The following is a 21,187-nucleotide window of genomic DNA, read 5'->3' as shown; positions in this document are numbered from 1 at the left end:
AGTAATCATTTCTAAAAACCTTAGCTGATAAAAAAGAGACACTTATGCACAGTGAGTTAATAGATAGTCCTTTAGTAGCAGAGGATAGTATCGACGTCATCCAATTGCGAGCGCCCATAAAAGTAGATCTATCCGCTATCTACGCATTCTTAGGTAATAGAACCTCAAAAGCATGGCTACAAGCGGCGTTGAATAATCTACCTATTATTATTCAAGATCACGCTAATTGTGAAAAAAAAGCCGCGGGCACAGCGATGAATCTAATGTTTCGCTATGAGTTCTCTGAGGACTTGCAGCGTAAGCTGGCGCAGCTTGTGCGTGAGGAGATGCTGCACTATGAGCAAGTACTAGGCATCATGAATGAGCGCGGTCAAGACTGGCAAAACCTAAGCGCCGGACGTTATGCCAAAGGTATGCTAAAGCATAAGCGCACCTATGAGCCTGCAGCGATGATTGATGTGTTAATTATTGGAGCGTTTATTGAAGCACGCTCTTGTGAACGCTTTGCCGCGCTAAGCGAGGTGATAGATGATGAACGCTTAGCTAAATATTATCGCTACTTGCTCAAATCTGAGAGCCGTCATTTTGAGGATTATCTAAAACTAGCTCAGTCGTTATCTAGCGATGCTATAGATGCGCGAGTAGCGTTTTTTAGAGAGGTGGAAGCTGAGCTTATCGCCAGTCCCGATACTGAGCTGCGCTTTCATAGTGGCACGCCAGCATAGACGTTAAAAAGCCATTATCTCTTTGTTAAAGAATAACACTGAGATAATGGCTGCTTATAGGCTAGTACTTTTTATGCATTAACACTTATGTAATGATACTTATATACTTATATTGGCATTTTATATTTAGGTTTATTCTTTAGTTTCAGTGACACTGGTATCATTTTGCTTATGATCTTTGACTACATTATGCGGATCGTGATCGGCTGTTGCTCGTTCAGCCGCTGCCGGGTTGACCTTTTGTAGAGCGTCATCAGGGACAATTCCTTCGTTATCATCCGCATCTCTTAATTTATATTGATTGTTACCCTTGTTCATCAGTCCATCCTTATCCGTCATTTATCATAAAATTTATTTGTCAGCTTGCTACTCGAATTTTGACGCTATCCTTTATTAAACGCTATCCATTAGTAAGAGCTGAGCTTATAAAACGATAGCTTAATCCTTTTCATCAGGGTTTAAAATACGAGTCTGAGCATTATCAATAGTGGCATAGCGATTCATATCGGTCAGCTCGTCACTTTTTGGCTCTTCGCTACCTAGTGTCTCATCGTTGATGCCTTCATCAAAAGGAGTGCTGCCTTGCTGATCTCGGCGATCTGGCTGGCGCGCAGGATTGTCATCGTCATTGACATGTTCAGTCTCGACGATATCTTCTTTGAAGGTATCTGTACCTTTATTAACCGTAGTATTTTCTTCTATTTGTTCATGGTCTATATTTTTGTGGTCTAAACCGACATGATGGGTACGAGTCTCAGCAGCAACATTGCCATCGGTTTCATCATTTACAATACGAGTTTTGGTTAAGGCAGGATCATTAGTCTGCATATTATTATCCTTATTATGACTTTATTATTAATTTTATAAGCGGTGATTTTTTAGGAGATAGTTAATCAAGATTATTGTTTTTTTGGCTCAAATCATAAGCGTTTAAGTCGCCAACGTTTTTGCCGCCTGCTGGTAAATCCTCTTCTTTACGCGGATCGGCGTAGACTTCATCAGTTTCTTCCGACTTTTGCTGTGGACCGTCTATTTCGGGCTCATGTTTGCGACCTTCATAACTATCCTTGGGGTTTTCGCGTTTAGCCACTACTGGATCGTTGACCGGTACTACCTCTTCATCATTAGGCCCTGTATTATCAAGAGCCCCTTGGCTGCGCTTATTACTCATTGTTGACTTATTAACCATGACATATCCCTCGCTTTATTATTTTTATACTATTAACTAAATGATAAATCGCTATTTTATAACTGAATAACTAGGTAATTGGCTTAATAATTACTCTTTATCAGTACGAGACTCATTCTCTATAAAAGGCGTTTTATCGTCTTCGGCTAGCTTTTCCGGCTTATCTGAGGATTTATTTTGCTCTAGATTCTCTTTAATTTGCTTAGTATCTACCTCTTGAGCCGCTTGCTGTAAGTCTGACTTTTTGTCATTACTCATAAAATACTCCTGTCTTAGCTACTAATTTTGATTACTAATTATAGAAAGGATAACAGGAGAGTCACTAGTGTACTGCCGTATCAATATGTGAATAAATGTGAGGTTACCAGACAGTTTGTAACCTCGCTCAAAGCTGTTAGCTCGTATTACCCCAAGCTATGGGCTAACATGATTGATAATATTAAGTAAATGGTCTTGGGCTATATGCGGCGTCTCGTTATGAGCAGGTCGCAGCTGCTGCCAATGACCGTCGCCCGCTAGCGTCCAAGCTTGCACATTATCTTTTAGATAGTTTTGTAAGCCATCCTCATAAATTTGCTTAAATATTTTTTTGTCTTCTATCGGAAAAGCTACCTCGACTCGGTGAAACAGGTTGCGATCCATCCAATCGGCACTGCCCAAATACATGCGCTCCACGCCATTATTATAAAAATAATAGATACGTGTATGCTCTAAAAAACGACCTACTATGGAGCGCACGGTTATATTCTCAGACAGGCCAGCTACTTGGGGACGCAAACAGCAAATAGAGCGTAAAATAAGCTCAACTTTGACCCCTGCTTGCGAGGCGTCATATAGCTTACTGATCAAGCGACGTTCGGTTAGCGCGTTGACTTTGATGATTAGATGCGCGCGCTTGCCCGCTTTGGCATGAGCAATCTCATCATCGATAAAGCTCATCAATTTATCATGTAGGGTAAAAGGTGCATGCAGTAGTTTTTTGAGATTAGCAGGTTTGCCCATACCAGTAAGCTCTTGAAATATCTTATGCACATCTTCTGAGATATCGGCATCAGCAGTAAACAGCCCATAATCGGTATAAGCTTTGGCATTAGCAGCATGGTAATTACCAGTGCCTAGATGTACATAGCGGCGAATGCGGTCATCCTCGCGGCGCACAATAAGCATCAGCTTGGCATGAGTTTTGTAACCGACAATGCCATAAACCACTACCGCGCCCGCTTCTTGCAAAAAGTTGGCAACGGCAATATTGGAGGCTTCATCAAAGCGCGCTCGCAGCTCAATCACCGCGGTGACTTCTTTGCCATTGCGAGCTGCTGCTGCCAATGCTTGTACAATCTCTGAATTAGTGCCCGAGCGGTACAAGGTCTGCTTAATCGCTAGTACTTTGGGATCACTTGCCGCTTGCCAAAGTAGATTGACAATAGGCGAGAAAGCATGAAAAGGATGATGAACTAACACATCGCCTTTACGCATAGCACCGAACATGCTGGTGCTACGATCGAGCTTGTCAAACTCACGGCGAAAGGGTTTGGGTACGATATGGGTAAAGGACTGATAACGTAGTTTGGGAATATTAAAATCAAATAATAGCCTGGTAAGATTCACCGGTCCATTGACGCGGTAGAGCTGATTGTCATGCAAATCAAACTCGTTAAGCAGATAATCGCTGATAGGCGTTGGACAATCGGTGGTAACCTCCAAACGAACTTCATCACCAAAACGGCGGTTTTCAAGCTCGCCCTCTAGCGCCTTGGCAATATCATCGACGTCATCAGCCAGATCCAAATCAGCATTGCGAGTTAAGCGAAACTGATGACAACCGGTGACATTCATTCCTGGGAACAGCTCGCCGACGTGCTCATGAATCACCGCTGAGAGCATAACATGATGCTCTTTGCCGCCCGTTAGCTCATCAGGCAGACGAATGACGCGCGGCAAACTGCGCGGCGCCGGCACAATAGCTAGATTAATATCGCGGCCAAAGGCGTCTTTACCCTCCAAAGTGGCGATAAAGTTTAGGCTCTTATTGACCAGACGCGGAAAAGGATGCGCCGGATCGATACTGATAGGCGTCAACACCGGCGAGACTTGCTCAATAAAGTAGCGTTTCATCCAAGCTGACTGTTCGCTATTTAGCTCATCACGGCGCAAATAACGAATATCCTCCTCAGCGAGCGCTGGCAAGATATCTTCGTTTAAGATACGGTACTGCTCGTCGATAGCGTCATGAGCCACCGCTGATATCTCGCTTAAGATCTCGCTTGGGCGCATACCGTGCGGGCTGCTAGCCACATCACCGATATTGAGCTTTTGCATAATACCAGCGACTCGAATCTCAAAAAACTCATCCATGTTGGAGGAGAATATAATCAAAAAAAACAACCGTTCTAATAGCGGATGGCGAGGACTCGCCGCTTGTGCCAATACCCGTAGATTAAACTGTAATAACGACAAATCGCGATTGATATAGCTGCTTGGCGAATAACTACCATCGCCCGAGCGCTGCCAGTCGATATGAGTTAGGTGCTCGGCAGCTAAATGCTTAGGGCTATTTTCAGCGATTTGCTCATTATTGCTATTATTATCAGTACTAGTATTGATAGTATTGACACTCGCCATTTTCTGCTTGCTATCCGCCATATTATTGCTCCCTATCGTGTTCAAACCCAATCATTATTAAGAAGTAGTCGTTATTCAAACTTAGCTATATTTATATTGATTAATCCACATTGTAATACTTAGATCATAGTGCTGAAATCATAGTATTAGAATCATAGTACTAGGATTATAATGCTGATAATATCCATACTAGCGTAAATGCTTTGGTTTGTCGTTAGAGGACTAGTAGCGCTTTATTAAGTGTCAGAGCTTTTAAGGTAATACTGCGTTTTTCATGCGTTTTTTGACAATGCGCTGCTTATTACGCAAGCGTCTATCGCCTTGATTGTCTTGATAATATTTAGGATTGGTGAGCATACTAATCAGTAGCGCCGACTCATCGCGATTGAGATTGGCCGCTGATTTATCAAAATAATGATTGGCTGCCGCTTCAATACCGTAGATACCGTTACCAAATTCAGCCACATTAAGGTACGCGGTCAAGATACGCTGCTTATCCCATAGAGTTTCTATCATTAAGGTAATAACCGCCTCGTCAGCCTTACGCACATAAGAGCGATGTGAGGTCAAAAATAGATTTTTGGCCAATTGCTGGGTGATCGTTGAGCCGCCTGCTGAGGTCTTGCCAGTAGCTTCGTTTTTTTTCTGGGCATCTTTTATACCTTTCATATCAAAACCATGATGCTGGCTAAAGGTCGAATCCTCACTGACTATCGCCGCTTGCTTAGCAGATTTGGCAATAGCATCATACTCCACCCACTGCTGCGTGACCTCGCCGCCTGTCAATCTATGAGTCAGCATAAACATACTATTATTGATAGGCTGAAACTTCCATATCAGTAGCAGCGCGGCTACTAATAAATGAAAAGCGACAATTATCAGGATAATCGCTCCTAATAAACGCTTGAAAAAACTGCCAAAACTCGTCATGCGCAAAATATCCAAATGGGTGAAGAGGTCACTTAATATCAGTGTTTAGTCGCCTTGCCTCAAAATAAAGCCATAAAATGAGCCGTGATAAAAACTATCGGCAAGCTATCTTACCCAATCTCACATTCGCTGTCACTGTTACAATCGCTGTTATTAGCATTGTCGCTCACATTGAGACTGTCATTATTTAGACGATTTCTCTATCATGTCTGTATCTTGCAAACAAAACTTTAATTACAGGCAATAAGGGCAAGCTGCTAATAGACCACAAGTTTAAATGGCTTAAAACTGCTATTCACTAGCCTACTATAGGCAAGGTAACTATGATGCTAATAAGAATATAACTATGACTACTAATGACTATACAGCTGTCAAGCAGCTGCGTGACGCTATTACAAACCAGCTGCCTAGGTTTGGCGATGCTGAAAAATCTCAGCAATGTTGGCTGCTAGGCACTACGGGCTGTCATTTATGTGATATCGCTGAAGGTCTAATGAGGCAATTAGCAGCGGTAGAGCCTATCCATTATCACTATGTCGATATCAGCGACTTTGATGAGGCGCTCATGATGCAATTGGCTACCGCTATCCCTGTAGTTCTCACGCCAACACAGCGTTTAGATTACCCTTTTTCGGTATTGGATTTGCAGCAATTAATAGTATAAAACCAGCACTAAAATAACTAATATTACAATCTCGAGACTGCTATGAAAGATTTGAGTAAAATTACCGAAATAGAAGATCTGCGCCAAGTAGCCGCGCGCAAAGTGCCGCGCATGTTTTATGATTATGTCGATTCAGGCTCATGGACGCAGACCACTTATCGCAATAACGAGACCGACTTTGATCGTATCAAACTGCGTCAGCGGGTACTGGTCGATATGGAAAATCGCTCGCTGGCAACGACTATGGTTGGCGAAAAAGTAGCCATGCCTGTCGCTATTGCACCGACCGGATTTACGGGCATGATGTGGGCGGATGGCGAGATTCATGCCGCGCGCGCCGCTGAAAAATTCGGTATTCCTTTTTCCTTGTCGACCATGAGTATCTGCTCGATTGAAGATGTCGCTGAGAATACTAGTGCGCCGTTTTGGTTTCAGCTCTATGTGATGCGCGATCAAGACTTTATGGCGAATCTAATACGCCGCGCCAAAGCTGCAAACTGTTCGGCGCTAATATTAACCGCGGATTTGCAAGTGCTGGGCCAACGGCACAAAGATATCAAAAACGGCCTCTCCGCGCCGCCCAAGCCAACTTTGGCTAATATCCTCAATCTGATGACCAAGCCTGAATGGTGTCTAAATATGCTGGGCACAAAAAGGCGCACCTTTGGCAATATCGTCGGTCATGCCAAAGATGTCGAGGATATCTCCTCACTCTCGGCATGGACGGCGGAGCAGTTTGATCCGGGGCTAAGCTGGGACGATGTGGCGCGTATCAAAGATCAATGGGGCGGCAAGCTGATTATAAAAGGTATTATGGAGCCTGAGGATGCGATACTGGCGGCACGTAGCGGCGCGGATGCTTTGGTGGTGTCCAATCATGGCGGTCGTCAGCTCGATGGCGCGCCCTCCTCTATCGCCGCGCTTAGCGATATCGTGCAAGCAGTGCGGGCGGAGAATAGTCAGATTGAGATTTGGCTCGATAGTGGTATTCGCTCAGGGCAAGACGTGCTCAAGGCCATAGCGTTAGGCGCTAATGGTACCATGATCGGTCGTGCCTTTCTGTACGGATTGGGCGCTTATGGCGAGGATGGGGTGCGCCGGGCGCTGGAGCTAATTTATAACGAGTGCGATATCACTATGGCGTTTTGTGGTCATACCGATATTAACAAAGTCACCGATGATATCTTAGTCAATGGCAGTTATGAGCAGCTCAAATCCGCTTTGCCGTATCTGGCGCCGATGCGTTGGTAGCGCTGAGTATTGCTAAATAGTCTTTTTTGTCCGTTTGCCATAGCAAAGCTTTAGGCTTAGTGCTTTGATACATAGCTATTCTTTTTTATAGCGCTCTTAGCCTTTATACTCTTAGCAGTTACACCAAAGCCACCTCTATCAATAATTAGCCTCATTTATGACTCTAAAACAATTATTTAGTACTGCACCTGTCACTACCTTATTACTAATCAGCTTTATTGGGCTGTTTATAATCCAGCTGCTAACCGGCGTTGATGCCAATAACCCCTCTACTGAGCAGCTATTGAATTGGGGCGCAAATGCTTTGCCTTATACTCTAGGCGATGAGCCTTGGCGCTTAGTGAGTAGCGGGTTTTTACATATTGGCCTGATGCATTTATTGTTTAATAGCTTTGCGATGTATTTTTTTGGTCAAATCGCCGAGCCGATGTTTGGCTCTGCTAAATTTTTGGCGTTATTTTTATTAGCGGTAGTCGGCGGTAATGTGCTAAATAATCAGGTGACTTGGCAAGCTATCATAGACGGTAGCGGCCAGCCCGGTCTATCCGCTGGCGCATCAGGCGGTATCATGGGCATCGGTGCAGCGTTACTAGTAGCGGCGTTTTTTAAGATGTCGGTCAATGGCATGGTGCTCAATCTAAAAAGCTTAGTTCTCATTATGGGTATCAACTTAGTGTACGGCTTTGCAGTGCCAGGTATCGATAATGCCGGTCATATCGGCGGCGCTATTACCGGGTTGATTATTGCGCTACCTATTGCTTGGATCTATCGTCAGCACGAGCAAGCACAACAAGCGGCTATAGCTGAGGCGCAAATGGCTTATCAAAACGCTGTGCAACAAAGCTATGCAAGCCACTCTCATAATGTTTTTGTCAATAGTAACCAAGTTATTGATAATAATCCGCCACTTACCAATATATTTGCTGATAATAACAGCCAAATCCCTGTAAACTTAACTAAAGGGGCTAAAACTGCTGGTAAAGAATCTACTACTATCGATACTGATGAGGGTAATCGCGATAGTTACATCAGTCATTATCCGACTTATATTGACCCCAAAAGTTTTATGCCAGAACCGGCTAAAACTAGCCTCATTGAGCAAATACTTCCTTGGATAGTGATGCTCATTATCGTCATAGCCTTCGTTTGGTGGTGGCAAGATATTCATAATCAAATTTTGCAAATACTGGCAGCTACTGAACAACCTATAGAATAAATAACCCCTTAAGCCCTAACGCTGAACTCATTTTGAACTTAACTTTCAAGCTTACGAGACCCAACTATGTTTAAACAATCCGCTACAAGCGTCATAAATCGCCCGGTACTTGCTGTCTTAGCCACTACGATGCTATTAGGGGCCGCTAGCAGCGCAAATGCTGCTCCTTTCAAAAACCTACCTGCCGACCAAGACGCTCAGCTTAGCGTGGGCGTCAACGCGTTATATGTCAATAGCGCTTATGACTTGGACGACAATGAAATACGAGTGTTGCCGGGCGTGTTTTATGATAACAATAGATTTTATGCGCGCGGTGCTAGCGCTGGTGTCTATGCCATCAACGATGGTACTAACCAACTATCCGCCTACGCTCAGTTAGCTGGCAACTCTTTTGATCCTGATGATGCCAATGGTGCGCTGCAAGGTCTTAATGAGCGTAAAATATCTGCCGCTGCTGGTATCACTTATCTGCGCCGTACCCCGGTTGGCGGTTTTCGCGCGCAAGTGGCCACTGACGTCCTAGATCATAGTGGCGGCTCTAGTGCTCGCTTAACTTACTTGGCTCGTATCACCAAAGACAAGCTCACCGTCTATCCAAGTATAGGTTTTGAGTATTATGATGATGAGTATAATGAGTACTATTATGGCGTCACGGCTGAAGAGTCGGCAAAAACAGGCGTTGCCGCTTATAAAGCCAATTCAAGCTTAAACCCTTATATCAATGTCAGTGCCAACTACGACTTTAACGAGCGCTGGGCTGGATTTTTTAACCAAAGCTTAAGCTATCTGCCAAATGAGCAATACGATAGCCCGATGGTAGACTCACGTACCGAAGCAACCACGACGCTGGGTTTACTTTATAAATTCTAGGCTTTTCGGTTTTCACAGGCTCAATAAGAGAAGGCTGAGCGATTTGCTCGGCTTTTTTTATGGTATAAAATTAATAGGCTTTAACACTTGAAATTCTATAGCTAACCTTTATATATAAAGTAGGTTAGATACACAATAAACGATCAATGATAAGGAGACTGTTATGAGTAAATTAGTCACACGTAATTCAATCTTTGACAACTTCTTTGATGAGATGGCCCCTAGTTTTTTGATGCGCCCGCTCCATGGCGAAGCACTACCTAGTGCGGGTCAGATTAAGATTGATGTCAATGAAAAAGACGATAAGTTCTATGTCAATGCTGAGATACCGGGCGTAGCCAAGGAAGATATCGACCTATCGATCACTGGAGATATTGTCTCTATTAGCGCCGAGATTGCGCAGCATGATGAACAAAAAGAGAATAATAAGGTCTTACGTAGCGAGCGCTACTTTGGCTCTGTATCTCGTAGCTTCCAATTACCTGACAAAGTTAAGGTAGATGCAGCAGAAGCCTCTTACGAAAACGGCATACTAAAGCTAGTACTACCCAAAGAGACCGGCTCAGAGCGTAAAAAGCTTGAAATTAAATAAAAGATAGTCAAGCTTCAATGAAGACTTAGTTCAATGATTAAGGGCATATAGATTATCTATATGTCCTTTTTATTTTAAATGAGCTTTTAAATATCTATTTACGATAGGGTGTCGTCTTGCGCATCGATTCAAAGATAGCTTTCAACGATGGTGCGCGGGGCGACACCCTACGCTTAGCTTATCATGTAAATATTTATCAAACTCATAGCAAAAGCTAAGATCAAAAAAAGACCTCGCTAAAGTAATAGCAAGGTCTTTATGGATAGAATGAAGATATTATTCTGCTACAAACTAACCTTTAATCTTCACAATAGAAGCCACTTCACAGCCTTTATAAACGATTTCGCTCTTAGCGTTTTGAATATTAGCCGAGGACTTATGATAGTTATTTAAACGTAGAGGTCCGGTCATAATACTAAAGTTGTCTTCATCACCAAACACGGTTGAGACATTGTCCGTACGCGCTAAATTAATCGGTAAAAACCTTGTTTTACCATTCAAAGTAGCCTCAGCAAAGGTAGGCAAATACTGCTTATTAAAGCCGTAAGTCACGCTGATTTTATTATTATTTAGGCAAGTGTAGTTTACTTGTCTATGCTTGATAGCGGTGTCATAACTCTCACTTGGCTCCATGACATTATCTGAGTAAGCCATGGCAGAACCTGAACCTAACGCTGCCATCATAATAGCGGCTGATGATAATGCTACGGTTAGATTTTTCATTATAGTACCTTAATTAATAATTATAGTATTTATAAATAAGCGCCACGCAAAATTGAATTTACTAGTTTTTATTTTTATTAAATTAGGGCGTGTTGAACATTCATAATTTGAGCCAGATATAAGCACAAGCAAGAGCGACCGTATTTTCATAACTCTGCTTGAGCTTATCAAATCTAGTGGCAACCGCCCTATACTGTTTTAGCTTAGCGAAAGCGTTTTCTACTAGATGCCTGGCTTTATATAAGTCCCAGTCCATATGGTCGTTAGAAGACTGAGTGTTTCTTTTTCGAGGGATGTTATCATGCGTCCCTGATTGTTCAATATGCGCTCGTAGTGCATCAGAATCATAGCCTTTATCGGCACATAAAACATCTGTATTACTCAAGTCAACCTTGTCTATTAAATCAGGTGCGACTTTGACATCGTGGGTTGTGCCATCTGACAAGATAAAGGTGATCGGATTGCCATGCGCATCAACTGCCAAGTGAATCTTGGTCGCGCGGCCTGCCACACTTTTACTAATGGATTGTAGATTCTCATTGCCACTACTGCTGTGCTGATGCGCTTTAATATGAGTGCCATCGATAAAGACCCACTCAAGGTCTGCGTCTTTGATCAGTAACGTAAATAATGCCATCAGCTTATTACTGCGAAACCAGCGCTGGTAAGCTTTATAGATGGTATTAGGCTTGCCAAAACACTCGGGTAAGTCGCGCCAAGGACAGCCAACACGCATGCGATAAAGCACGCCTTCAACCGTTTGTCTAAGATTTCCTTTGTCATAGATATTAAGTTCTAGTAATATAGGTTTCAGTCTTGTCCAGTGTTCATCTTTGAGCATGGTGCGAGGCATAGCGAACGATATCTTTTTTGTGTGAGAACTTAAAGATTAACCGTTCGCTATTTTTTTTGCCATTAATTTGTCGCCAATGTTCAACACGCCCTAGTTTTATCGCGCTTATTTAAGTCTCTAGTTTAACTTATGTGGCAAGAAGTGCTGTTAAAAATATGAGCGGCCTTGTTATCTGAGCGTAAGACATTGTTTCGCAAATTTAGGCGCTTTTTATATAGATAACTAGGAACTCTAAAACCTTAGTTTGCTAAGACCAAAAAAACCTTGCCATATGCAATGACAAGGTCTTGTTGATTGAAATCAAACAGGCGGGTTACGCTATCGCTAACTCACTCTAATAACGTAATTTAAATTAAGAAGGATGTACCATATCGGCAGGTGTGACCCACTCATCGAACTGCGCTTCAGTCATCAAGTCCAGCTCAACGGCGACTTGCTTCAAGGTTTTGTTTTCTTTATAAGCGGTCTTAGCGATTTTCGCCGCGTTCTCATAGCCAACATGACGGTTCAAAGCGGTCACTAGCATCAGTGAGTTATGCAAGAAGTCATCGATTTTTTCTTTGACTGGCTCAATACCAACCGCACAGTTGTCATTAAAGCTATTACAAGCATCGCCAAGTAGCTTAATAGATTGTAGTAAGTTATAAGCAATCACCGGCTTGTAGACGTTTAGCTCAAAGTTACCGGACGCGCCCGCCATGCTGATAGTGACATCATTACCCATCACTTGAGTGACAACCATCGTCATCGCTTCTGACTGGGTGGGGTTGACTTTACCTGGCATAATGGATGAGCCTGGCTCGTTCTCTGGAATAGTTAGCTCCCCTAATCCGCAGCGCGGGCCTGAGGCCAGCCAGCGTACATCGTTAGCGATTTTATTGAGGCTACCCGCTAAGGTTTTGAGGGCGCCAGATGCAAAAACTTCGGCATCACGCGCGGCTAAGGCTTCAAACTTATTCGGTGAAGTGACAAACGGCAGGCCGGTTAATTCTGCTAATTGCTCAGCCGCTTTTACCGCGTAATCAGGATGGGCGTTAAGACCGGTACCGACCGCTGTACCGCCTAGTGGCAACTCATACAAGCCTTGCAATGCTTGCTCAATACGAGTTAATGAATGATCCAATTGGCTGACATAACCGCTGAACTCTTGGCCTAAAGTCAAAGGTGTGGCGTCTTGTAGATGGGTACGACCGATTTTGACGATGCTATCGAACTCTTTGGCTTTTTTATCTAGCGTATCACGCAAAGCTTTTACCGCTGGAATAAGCAGGCTGTTGATTTGACGCGCGGCGGCCACGCGAATAGCGGTTGGGAAGCTATCGTTAGTCGACTGAGCATGGTTGACATGGTCATTGGGATGAATAGGCGTGTAGCTACCGCGATCGTTACCAGCGATTTCGTTAGCGCGATTGGCTAGTACTTCATTCATATTCATGTTGGACTGCGTGCCAGAACCGGTCTGCCAAACCACCAATGGAAACTGATCTTGCAAACCACCATTGATGACTTCATCAGCGGCTTGGACGATCAAATCACGCTTGTCGCCATCGATACGCTCTAAGCTTGCGTTAGTGATAGCAGCGGCTTTTTTGACTAGCGCCATCGCCTCAATAATCGGGCGCGGTAGGGTCTCACCGCCGATTTTGAAGTTCTCACGGCTACGCTGCGTTTGCGCGCCCCAATAAGCATCGGCTGGGACTTCGACGTTACCCATAGTGTCCTTTTCGGTGCGAGTGGCCTGATTCTGTGACATAACGATCCTCTTTTATCATTTATAAATAAATGGTTTATTATAAAAAGTACAACCTGTGTTGTACGTAAGAAAGATAAAATCCAAAGTATGATTATGATAGCATGGCTTACCACAAATTTCTTTAAGCCAATGCTAGTATTTATAGTTAAAATACGCTGTAAAAGCCAATCATAGCATCATAAACTCTCTAACTAGAGCCATAAATTAGATTATGATAACCAATCCTCCTAGACGTCTATTTACTCGCCAGCGCCGACAGCTCTCTGCTGCTCAGCGTAGACATTTGGCGCGAGCAGCAAGCTTATATTTAGTCAAGTTGCAACCTCGTCTGCCTACTCACGCACGGATTGGACTTTATTATGATGGCTTTGGTGAATTGCCCACTCAGCCGCTACTCAATTGGTGTAAGCGCCTAAACTATCAGGCCTATTTACCAGTGGTGGGCTCGCTCGGTCGTGACGATAAACGTCTGCGCTTCGTACCGATTTATCATGACAAACTCATCAATGTGCCGACTCGTATTCATAGCTTGGGTATGAAACAAAATCATCATCGCAAACTATTATGGGCGCGGCAGTTGGATGTCATTATCTGTCCGTTAACGGCTGTTGATAAAAACGGCAATCGCATGGGAATGGGCGGCGGCTTTTATGATACAACGCTTGGTAAAGCTCATCGATCCGGCGCAACAAGGCCGTTAAAAATAGGCTGGTGTTATGATTTTCAGGTGGTTGATCATCTGCAAATTCAGTCTTGGGATGTGCCTTTAGATGGGTTAATTACCCCAAGTGGCTTAAAGTGGTTTACACGTAATAAGGGTAAAAAATCTAACAATCAAGCCTCTAGCGCCGATACGGTTGATACGTATTTGCAAACTTTAAGCAATGACGACGCTAGAGAGATGCTCTATTACAGTCAAGAGCAAGACTTTAGCGCTGAGGAATTATCAAAGGTGGTAAATGAAGCACGTTTGAATGAGTTACTGGCGCAAAGTGATGCATTTCTAGATAGTTTAGGTGTTGAGATTGAGGATTTTGACGACGATTATGGAAAGGATAATGATTAACAAATCTGAATATTTTTTAGGGTGCGCTCCATCGCATCAAGGGTCGAGATTGACGTTTTGTCATTGCAAAGAGCGCGCCGTACTTAGCTCAAAATTATTACTTATGTCCGACGAACTGCACTACCGCACTAAGTCCTTGATGCATCTCACCCTCCGAGACCATACGCTGCTTTTCAACGGCAATATCCTCCGTCAGCGCTGCAAGCTCTATTCGTAAATTCTCTAATGACATAAAAATACCCTTTTGCGAAGCGGGTGGTCCACCAACGGCTGGTAAAGTAGTATGTTCAAAAGTATAAGCTTCAAGAATGAAGACGCCACCAGCTTTTAAAGCAGGAGCAATCTGCAAGTGAACCCGTTGGCGTACAGCCTCAGAGGTGTGTGCCCAAATAGAGATAATACCATCCCATTTATCCTGACCAAAGTCATAATCAGCAAGGTCTGCCACTTGAGTATCCATTGTCACCCCTTTGTCATGAGCGAGTTGCAAAGCTTTTTTTAGACCGACCTCGGATAGATCCATTGCCGTGACCTCATAACCTTGCTCGGCTAAGAACACTGCATTTCTGCCCTCGCCTTCACCTAAACATAGTACTCGCCCGCCTACAGGTATTCTCTGATAGTTTTCTTGCAAAAAGTCATTCGCTTCTTTGCCATAAATAAACTCTGCTGAGCTGTAACGTTGATCCCACATAGCATTATCCTATTGTTTATTGTGCATTTTCAATCAATGATACCTCTACAACACCATCGCCGCAATCCAGCCAAACGCCAGTAGTGGAATATTGTAATGAATAAAAGTCGGCACCACGCTGTCCTTGATATGATCATGCTGACCATCGACATTTAGACCGGAGGTTGGCCCAAGGGTAGAATCTGAGGCGGGCGAGCCGGCATCGCCCAGCGCCCCTGCGGTGCCGATAATGGCGACCGTCGCTAGCGGCGAAAACCCTAACGAGATACATAGCGGCACATAAATAGCGGCAATAATCGGAATAGTGGAGAAGGATGAGCCAATACCCATTGTCACCACTAAACCGATGCTGAGCATCACTAGCGCAGCAATGGCTTTATTACCAGCGAACAGGTTGGTTGCGCCATCAATAAGCGGTGCAATCTCTCCCGTCGCTTTCATCACCTCAGCAAAGCCTTGCGCGGTAATCATAATAAAGCCAATCATCGCCATCAGCTTGATACCGTCATTAAATACCGTATCGGCATCACGCCATTTGACTACGCCGGTCGCCATAAACACGCCAAAGCCAAACATTGAGCCAAGCAATAGCGAATCGGTATAGAGCTGCACCACAAAAGCGGTGACGATCGCTGCTAGTGCTACCAAGGTTTTAAGTTTGCTTTGCGCTTCAGCATTAGAAGCTGCTTTACTTAAATCATCGCCTTCGATTACCGCATCGCGCGCATCAGCATTGATAGCCACTTGCTGATAGTGACGCGGCTTGCGATAGCTAATAAATATCGCTGTCAGTAGCCCTACAAACATTCCAAGTGCTGGAATCGCCATCGCTTTGGTCACTGAGATATCCGTGATATCAATACCGGCTTCACCGACGTTTTTTAGCATAATCTGATTGAGATAAATATCACCAAAGCCATAAGGGATGAACATATAAGTGGTGACAAGGCCAAAGGTAATCAGACAAGCAATGAGCCTACGATCAATTTGTATGCGATTGAAGGCAAGTAGCAAAGGCGGTACTAATAGTGGAATAAAGGCAATGTGAATGGGAATTAAGTTTTGGCTAAAGCAGCTCATTAATACTAAGCCTGCAAATAGCGTGTACTTAATCATGCCACTTGCTTTTATACCCGGGCCGCCAGCGTCAATGCGTTTAATCACGGCACCTGCTAACGATTGCGGCAAGCCTGAATGAGCAATCGCTACTGCAAAAGCGCCTAATAGTGCATAAGATAGCGCTATTTGCGCGCCATTACGAATGCCTTCTTGAAAGGCCTCTAAGGTCTCGGTAATACCCAAACCTGCCAGCAGCCCGCCTGCTATAGCACCGATAAGTAGACTGAGTACCACATGCACTCGCGCCAGTGATAGTCCAAGCATAATGACTACCGCTAGTAGCACTGCGTTGATGGTCATACTTTTGCCCCTTTTTACTCTCAGTAGTTAACGGTTTGATCTGCTCTGTAATTTACATAACAGCCTATACGTAAGACGGGCGCTAGTTTACCTGATTCTAGCTATAAAGCCTATGTACAAAAGCTGATAGCTTGATAGAAAGAGGCGTTTAAGCTTTTAATTTCAGGCTTTAATCAGGGATAAAAATAACCGGTGGTGTATCAAAAAGTATGCTGGGGTAATAAAGGAAGGGTGACAGCCGAAGCAAGATGATATATTTGAGGTTATGAAGACACAAATACAGATCAATTGTCCCGACTGTCACAGTCTTAGTCTAAAGAAAAATGGCATAAAAAGCTATGGCAAGCAGAACTACCAATGTAAGGACTGCAAACGTCAGTTTATTGGCGATCATGCAGTAACCTATAACGGCTGTCACTCTAGAATAGAAGATCTCATACGACTGATGACTGTCCGAGGTTGTGGTGTTAGAGACATAGCCGTTATAGCCAAGGTTAGCATCGGAAAAGTGCTTAGCACCATAGGCTCATCCATTTACAAGATTGTACCTAAGAAGCACTATTATGAACGCTTAGAGGTTGATGAGTTCTGGACTTACGTGTATCGCAAGAAGCGTAAAGTCTGGCTCATCTACGCTTATGACCGTGCTACTAATGAGATTGTCGCTTATGTCTGGGGCAAACGTGACCTAAAAACGGCTAAGAAGTTAAGAACACGTTTAAAGCAGCTTACAGTCAGCTATGGCTCTATCAGTATGGACAACTGGGACAGTTTTATAACCGCCTTTAAAAGTGATAACAAACGAATTGGCAAACAGCATACGGTAGATATAGAAGGCAATAACTGCCGTCTTAGACACCGATTGCGTCGGGCGGTTAGAAAGACTTGTTGCTTCTCAAAAAAGCTTGATAATCACTTTAAAGTATTCGATCTGGTGTTCTTTTATGTCAATTATGGCTACGTCTGATGCCAGCATACTTTTTAGAACACCACCAAATAACCTTATAAGCTGTCTTACACTTATTTATACTGCGTTAAGTGATTGGCCTTGCAATTTAGTCTAAAAACACCATTTATCTATCATGAAACACTAACTTGACTTAGCAAGTCTGGTGAATTAAGGATTAAATATATGACTGATTATAATATTGATAAAGACAACATCGACATCGATATCTCAGCGGCAACGCCTGATACTGATGACACTGCGCTCGATAATGGCGCAAACAACTATTTGCCATTATTGGCACTACGTGACGTTGTCGTTTATCCGCACATGCAAATCGCGCTGTTTGTCGGCCGCGCGCCATCTGTCAAAGCGGTGGAGCTAGCACAAGCAGAATACGGTGATAAAGTGCTAGTCGTCGCGCAAAAAGACTCACTGACTGAGGATATCGATCAAGATAACCTTTATCAGTACGGTACTGTGTGCCGTATCGTCAGCACTATGCCGCATGATAGCGATGAGAGTTGTATCAAAGTGCTTATTGAAGGCCAGTACCGCGCGCGTGTTAATGCGATAGAAAACCATGCGCAAAGCTCCGATGATGTGTTAATGGCAAGCTTTGAGCGTGCCGACTTAGAAGTGAGCTTAGATGAGTCTCAACAAAAAAACACTATTAAAGCCTTAACCGGTCTATTTGAGAGCTATGCTGACGCACGTTTGCGTAATGCGCGTGAGTTGACACGCGTGGCTAAGCGTATCGATGATTTGTTAGAGCTGATTTATTTCATCTCTACTCGAGTCTCGATGGATTTGGATATCAAGCAGTCGTTTTTAGAAGAAGATGATATCAAGACTCATATCAATACCTTGACTGAATATCTCATCAAGCAAAGCGCCGAGCAGAATATTGAACAAGATATTCAAGACGCCGTGCGTCAGCAGATGGAAGACAATCAGCGCGAATACTTCTTAAATGAGAAGATGAAAGCGATTAAAAATGAGCTATCCGATATGCATGATGGCGCGTTTGATGGCGAAGATGATATTGGCGAGCTTGAGCAGCGCTTAGAAGACGCTGACCTACCAGAGGATGTGCGCAAAAAAGCGGAGCAAGAGCTGAAAAAACTCAAAATGATGCCGCCTGCTTCAAGTGAGTCTTCGGTAGTACGCAACTATATCGAGTGGATATTGGATACGCCGTGGAATGCCACTACTAAGGTGTCGATCAATTTAGAAAAAGCCAAAAACGTGCTCGATGAAGATCATTATGGCTTGCAAGATGTGAAAGATCGTATCCTAGAGTATCTCGCCGTGCAGTCGCGAGTGAAAAAGCTGCGTGGTCCGATACTGTGCCTAGTAGGTCCTCCAGGTGTCGGTAAAACGTCTTTAGGCGAATCTATCGCCCGGGCAACGGGTCGTAAGTTTGTGCGTATGGCTTTGGGCGGCGTACGTGATGAAGCGGAGATTCGCGGTCACCGCCGTACTTATATCGGTGCGATGCCCGGTAAAATCGTGCAGTCGCTTGCCAAAGTAGAAGTCAAAAACCCGCTGTTCTTGTTAGATGAAGTCGATAAGATGGCGCAGGACTTTCGCGGTGATCCGGCATCTGCTCTGCTTGAAGTACTCGATCCCTCGCAAAATGATAGCTTTAACGATCATTACCTCGATATGGACTTAGACTTATCACAAGTGATGTTCATCTGTACGGCGAATAGTATGGATATCCCGCCTGCGCTCTTAGATCGTATGGAAGTGATTCGTCTGCCAGGCTATACCGAAGAAGAAAAGGTCAATATCGCCCAAAAATATCTAGTACCGAAAGCGATCAAGCAAAACGGTCTAAAAGAAGGCGAGATTGAGATTGTCGAGGCAGCATTGCATAGCATCGTGCGTAGCTATACCCGTGAAGCAGGCGTACGTAACCTTGAGCGTGAAGTGAATAAAATCTGCCGTAAAGTGGTGCGCGGCTCGGTTGAGAGCCATGGGGCTCGCGCTCCCAAAAAGGACGAGCGTCAGCTAGTAGTTGTTGATGATAGCAATATCGATGACTATCTAGGCGTGCATCAGTACGACTACGGTCTAGCTGAAAAAGACGCTGAAATTGGCCGCGTCACGGGCCTTGCTTGGACGCAAGTCGGCGGTGAGTTATTAACTATCGAAGCAGTTGCGATGAAAGGTAAAGGCGAGCTGGCCTTTACAGGGTCTTTGGGTGATGTGATGAAAGAGTCGATTCGTGCGGCGATGAGCGTAGTACGAGCGCGCGGTGATAGCTTAGGTATCGATTATGAGACCTTTAAGACCACCGACGTCCACGTGCATATGCCAGAGGGTGCCACGCCAAAAGATGGTCCATCAGCGGGCGGCGCATTAACTACAGCGCTAGTCTCAGCGATCACCGGCATTGCTATTCGTCCTGACATTGCGATGACAGGTGAGATTACCCTACGCGGTAAGATCCTGCGTATCGGTGGTCTCAAAGAGAAGCTACTCGCGGCGCATCGCGGCGGTATCAAGCACGTGTTGATCCCTGAGAGTAACGAGCGCGATTTGGCAGATATTCCGGATAACGTTAAGGAAGGTCTGATCATTCAGCCAGTAGCGACGATTGATGAAGTGTTAAAAGCGGCGTTGGTCAGTATGCCAAAACCGCTTAAGCCTGCAAAGGTTACAGTAGATACTACTTCTAACCAGTCGCTGCATAGCTAAGCTGATTTTGCTTACTTAATGCTGATTAAATTTTAATTGAAGAGAGCCGTTTACTTTAGAGTAAGCGGCTTTTTTAATACTTTTAATGACAGTCTTTATTAGTTAGAGCTTTACTACCCTTATATATCGCAACCTTTCTTCGCAATATTATTAAAATGCTTATAAAAAATTCATTAAAACTATACTCCAATAACTTACATTTATTAACCAATTGTTGCGCTTTTGCCCAATAGTTGTGGGCATTGTCTCGCTATACTGTTTTTGACATCAACGAATGTTGTAATAATTCAAAAATAAAATAAATAATTTGGAGAAAAAAATGAATAAGTTAATGCTTGGTAGTGCGCTGTTGTGTGGCTCAGCTTTGGCGATGACAGGTTGTCAAACAGTTGAAGGACAATTGCAAACTGGTAATCCTATAGACCAGCCTGTTCTACAGTCTGTTATCAAGACTACCGATGCCAGTAATCGTGAGATAGGACAGATGTATTTGCGCCCAGTAGATGGCGGTGTACAAGTTTATGGTAAGCTTATGGGTCTAGCGCCAGGTAAAACGGTTGCCCTACATATTCATGAGACGGGTAGCTGTGCTGATATGGGTAAAGCAGCAGGTGGTCATTTTAATCCTGACAATAACCCACACTCAAATCCAGATGACATGAATGGCCATGCTGGTGATCTGCCAAACTTAACGGCTAATGAAGATGGCGTCGCGACTATCAACTATGTCAGTAAAAAAATAGCCGCTACTCCAACAGGCAAGTATAGCGTCAATCGCTTAGCCTTTATTGTTCATGGCGGTGTAGACGATTATGTCAGTCAGCCTGCTGGTAACGCTGGAGAGCGTGTAGCTTGTGGTATCATCGAAGCTAGATAATATTTGTGCTTTATATAATATTTTTGGTATAAAAAAGACCTCTTAGCTAGCTAAGAGGTCTTTTTTACGCAAATTAGAATAATAAGCAATA

The 21,187-nt window shown here is 43.9% G+C and carries 21 protein-coding genes; 10 read left to right on the top strand and 11 right to left on the bottom strand.

Going from position 1 to position 21,187, the window contains the following annotated elements; genetic code table 11:
- Positions 1 to 44: 44 nt before the first annotated feature.
- Complete coding sequence (locus M0N77_RS02255; RefSeq protein WP_353103148.1) at positions 45 to 725, top strand: tRNA-(ms[2]io[6]A)-hydroxylase; 681 nt, start codon at positions 45 to 47, stop codon at positions 723 to 725.
- 132 nt (positions 726 to 857) lie between these two features.
- Here the strand turns inward: M0N77_RS02255 and M0N77_RS02250 are convergent, their stop codons facing one another.
- The 6 genes from M0N77_RS02250 to mtgA all read right to left on the bottom strand — a co-directional run bounded on the left by M0N77_RS02250 (position 858) and on the right by mtgA (position 5,466).
- Entirely contained in the window at positions 858 to 1,043 is a 186-nt protein-coding gene (locus M0N77_RS02250) for a hypothetical protein (protein ID WP_353103147.1), read from the bottom strand.
- Positions 1,044 to 1,163: 120 nt separating this feature from the next.
- Positions 1,164 to 1,553 carry a hypothetical protein gene (locus tag M0N77_RS02245; RefSeq protein WP_353103146.1) on the bottom strand — a complete coding sequence of 130 codons (390 nt, stop codon included), beginning with the start codon at positions 1,551 to 1,553 and terminating at the stop codon, positions 1,164 to 1,166.
- Positions 1,554 to 1,614: 61 nt separating this feature from the next.
- Positions 1,615 to 1,914, bottom strand: coding sequence for a hypothetical protein (locus tag M0N77_RS02240; RefSeq protein WP_353103144.1), 300 nt, complete (start codon positions 1,912 to 1,914; stop codon positions 1,615 to 1,617).
- Positions 1,915 to 2,004: 90 nt separating this feature from the next.
- Entirely contained in the window at positions 2,005 to 2,172 is a 168-nt protein-coding gene (locus M0N77_RS02235; protein ID WP_353103142.1) for a hypothetical protein, read from the bottom strand.
- Positions 2,173 to 2,328: 156 nt separating this feature from the next.
- Positions 2,329 to 4,557, bottom strand: a complete 2,229-nt coding sequence (gene ppk1 / locus M0N77_RS02230) for a polyphosphate kinase 1 (protein ID WP_353103140.1) — start codon at positions 4,555 to 4,557, stop codon at positions 2,329 to 2,331.
- Between the two features lie 231 nt (positions 4,558 to 4,788).
- The gene (gene mtgA, locus M0N77_RS02225; protein ID WP_353103138.1) at positions 4,789 to 5,466 is read right to left on the bottom strand and encodes a monofunctional biosynthetic peptidoglycan transglycosylase; all 678 of its coding nucleotides are present in this window, start codon (positions 5,464 to 5,466) and stop codon (positions 4,789 to 4,791) included.
- Between the two features lie 346 nt (positions 5,467 to 5,812).
- Here mtgA and M0N77_RS02220 point away from each other — a divergent pair, with 346 nt between their 5' ends.
- From M0N77_RS02220 to M0N77_RS02200, 5 genes are all read left to right on the top strand, one after another.
- Positions 5,813 to 6,130, top strand: a complete 318-nt coding sequence (locus tag M0N77_RS02220; protein WP_353103136.1) for a glutaredoxin family protein — start codon at positions 5,813 to 5,815, stop codon at positions 6,128 to 6,130.
- Positions 6,131 to 6,172: 42 nt separating this feature from the next.
- The gene (locus M0N77_RS02215; RefSeq protein WP_353103134.1) at positions 6,173 to 7,381 is read left to right on the top strand and encodes an alpha-hydroxy acid oxidase; all 1,209 of its coding nucleotides are present in this window, start codon (positions 6,173 to 6,175) and stop codon (positions 7,379 to 7,381) included.
- A 157-nt stretch (positions 7,382 to 7,538) separates the two neighbouring features.
- Positions 7,539 to 8,597 (top strand): rhomboid family intramembrane serine protease, encoded by a 1,059-nt coding sequence (locus M0N77_RS02210; protein WP_353103132.1) that lies wholly within the window; start codon positions 7,539 to 7,541, stop codon positions 8,595 to 8,597.
- Positions 8,598 to 8,663: 66 nt separating this feature from the next.
- A complete protein-coding gene (locus M0N77_RS02205) occupies positions 8,664 to 9,467 on the top strand; it encodes a MipA/OmpV family protein (protein ID WP_353103130.1) in 804 nt (267 codons plus the stop codon).
- A 163-nt stretch (positions 9,468 to 9,630) separates the two neighbouring features.
- Entirely contained in the window at positions 9,631 to 10,059 is a 429-nt protein-coding gene (locus M0N77_RS02200; RefSeq protein ID WP_353103128.1) for an Hsp20/alpha crystallin family protein, read from the top strand.
- A gap of 291 nt (positions 10,060 to 10,350) precedes the next feature.
- Here the strand turns inward: M0N77_RS02200 and M0N77_RS02195 are convergent, their stop codons facing one another.
- From M0N77_RS02195 to fumC, 3 genes are all read right to left on the bottom strand, one after another.
- Positions 10,351 to 10,782, bottom strand: coding sequence for an adhesin (locus M0N77_RS02195; RefSeq protein ID WP_353103127.1), 432 nt, complete (start codon positions 10,780 to 10,782; stop codon positions 10,351 to 10,353).
- Positions 10,783 to 10,882: 100 nt separating this feature from the next.
- A complete protein-coding gene (locus M0N77_RS02190) occupies positions 10,883 to 11,635 on the bottom strand; it encodes an IS5 family transposase (RefSeq protein WP_353103125.1) in 753 nt (250 codons plus the stop codon).
- Between the two features lie 352 nt (positions 11,636 to 11,987).
- Entirely contained in the window at positions 11,988 to 13,388 is a 1,401-nt protein-coding gene (gene fumC / locus M0N77_RS02185; protein WP_353103123.1) for a class II fumarate hydratase, read from the bottom strand.
- A gap of 211 nt (positions 13,389 to 13,599) precedes the next feature.
- Between fumC and M0N77_RS02180 the strand changes: the two genes are divergently transcribed.
- Entirely contained in the window at positions 13,600 to 14,454 is an 855-nt protein-coding gene (locus M0N77_RS02180; RefSeq protein WP_353103122.1) for a 5-formyltetrahydrofolate cyclo-ligase, read from the top strand.
- Between the two features lie 97 nt (positions 14,455 to 14,551).
- On the opposite strand, the gene M0N77_RS02175 is transcribed toward M0N77_RS02180, so the two are convergent.
- Together M0N77_RS02175 and M0N77_RS02170 are read right to left on the bottom strand one after the other, a co-directional pair.
- Positions 14,552 to 15,148: a class I SAM-dependent methyltransferase gene (locus M0N77_RS02175; protein ID WP_353103120.1), complete on the bottom strand. Its 597-nt coding sequence runs from the start codon at positions 15,146 to 15,148 to the stop codon at positions 14,552 to 14,554.
- A 45-nt stretch (positions 15,149 to 15,193) separates the two neighbouring features.
- Positions 15,194 to 16,567: a Na+/H+ antiporter family protein gene (locus M0N77_RS02170; protein ID WP_353103118.1), complete on the bottom strand. Its 1,374-nt coding sequence runs from the start codon at positions 16,565 to 16,567 to the stop codon at positions 15,194 to 15,196.
- A 265-nt stretch (positions 16,568 to 16,832) separates the two neighbouring features.
- On the opposite strand from M0N77_RS02170, the gene M0N77_RS02165 reads away from it, so the two are divergent.
- The 3 genes from M0N77_RS02165 to M0N77_RS02155 all read left to right on the top strand — a co-directional run bounded on the left by M0N77_RS02165 (position 16,833) and on the right by M0N77_RS02155 (position 21,096).
- Positions 16,833 to 17,534 carry an IS1 family transposase gene (locus M0N77_RS02165; protein WP_353103116.1) on the top strand — a complete coding sequence of 234 codons (702 nt, stop codon included), beginning with the start codon at positions 16,833 to 16,835 and terminating at the stop codon, positions 17,532 to 17,534.
- A 165-nt stretch (positions 17,535 to 17,699) separates the two neighbouring features.
- A complete protein-coding gene (gene lon / locus M0N77_RS02160; RefSeq protein ID WP_353103114.1) occupies positions 17,700 to 20,219 on the top strand; it encodes an endopeptidase La in 2,520 nt (839 codons plus the stop codon).
- A 319-nt stretch (positions 20,220 to 20,538) separates the two neighbouring features.
- Positions 20,539 to 21,096 carry a superoxide dismutase family protein gene (locus tag M0N77_RS02155; protein ID WP_353103113.1) on the top strand — a complete coding sequence of 186 codons (558 nt, stop codon included), beginning with the start codon at positions 20,539 to 20,541 and terminating at the stop codon, positions 21,094 to 21,096.
- Positions 21,097 to 21,187: the final 91 nt, after the last annotated feature.

It is taken from the genome of Psychrobacter sp. AH5 (assembly GCF_040371085.1).
Taxonomy (GTDB): domain Bacteria; phylum Pseudomonadota; class Gammaproteobacteria; order Pseudomonadales; family Moraxellaceae; genus Psychrobacter.
The sequence above is the reverse complement of the archived record's forward strand: the minus strand, read 5'-3'. Positions and strand labels throughout refer to the sequence as shown.